This window comes from bacterium, assembly GCA_030654305.1.
Classification (GTDB): domain Bacteria; phylum Krumholzibacteriota; class Krumholzibacteriia; order LZORAL124-64-63; family LZORAL124-64-63; genus PNOJ01.
On record JAURXS010000501.1, the window covers coordinates 1 to 1,087 of the forward strand.

Below are 1,087 nucleotides of genomic sequence, written 5' to 3' on the forward strand. Positions count from 1 at the left end.
GGCCCTCGCCCGTCGGGCTGGCGATGGTGAAGCTCGTGTAGCCCTCGCCGCCCTCGCCGAGGCCGGCGTAGATGGGCGCGTTCTTGACGAAGATGCTGGTGTTGATGACGCGGGCCATGCGGCTCATCGCGTCGATGTCGCGGCTGTGCATCGATGCCGAGTGGCCGAAGCCGTGCTCGGCGCGGCGGGCCAGCTCGATGCCGTGCTCGACGTCGGCGACGCGCACCACCGGCAGCACCGGCATCATCTGCTCGGTCCAGACCAGGGGGTGGTCCTCGGGCACCTCGCAGACGACCAGCCGCGGGTCGCCGGAGCAGGCGATCCCGGCGCGGGTGAGGATCTCGCCGGCGTTCTTGCCGACCAGCGACTTCTCGATCACGCCCGGCTTGCCGGGGCCGCGGGTCTCGCCGAAGACCGTGCGCTCGAGGCGGGCTATGTCCGAGGCGCTGGCGCGGTGGGCCCCGTGGCGCACCATGGCCGCGACCAGGGCGTCGGCCACCGCGGCCTCGACGAACACTTCCTTCTCGTCCACGCAGATGATGTTGTTGTCGAAGGAGGCGCCGCGCACGATGTCGCCGCCGGCCTTGGCGACGTCGGCGGTGCGGTCCACGACCACCGGCGGGTTGCCCGGCCCGGCGCAGATGGCGCGCTTGCCGCTGCGCATCGCGGCCTTGACCACCGCCGCGCCGCCGGTCACCACCAGCAGGCGCACCCCGGGGTGCTGCATCAGTTCCTGGGCCGAGGCCACCGTGGGCGTCGCCACCGCCGTCACCAGGTCGGGCGGGCCGCCGGCACCGACCACGGCGCGGTTGATCAGCCGGATCGTGAGCATCGATCAGGCGCGCGCGCTCGGGTGCACGTTGAACACGACGCTGTTGCCGGCGGCCACCATGCCGATGGTGTTGCAGATGATCGTCGAGGTGGGGTTGGTGGTCGGGGTGATGGCGCCGATGACGCCGAAGGGCGCCCAGTCGGTCAGCGTGAGGCCGCGGTCGCCGGTCCAGGTGCGGGGCTGCAGCGCCTCCGGCCCGGGTGTCTTGAGCGTCACGAGTCGGTTCTTGATGACCTTGTCCTCGAAGCGGCCGAG

Annotated in this window: 2 protein-coding genes; both read right to left on the reverse strand. The window is 72.0% G+C overall.

Translation table 11 applies throughout. From position 1 onward, the window contains the following. On the reverse strand, nucleotides 1-832 hold an 832-nt coding region (locus Q7W29_14300), incomplete at its 3' end, for an aldehyde dehydrogenase family protein (protein ID MDO9172994.1). Nucleotides 833-835: 3 nt separating this feature from the next. Further along, nucleotides 836-1,087, reverse strand: a 252-nt coding sequence (locus Q7W29_14305) for an aldehyde dehydrogenase EutE (protein ID MDO9172995.1), incomplete at its 5' end; no start/stop codon positions are given.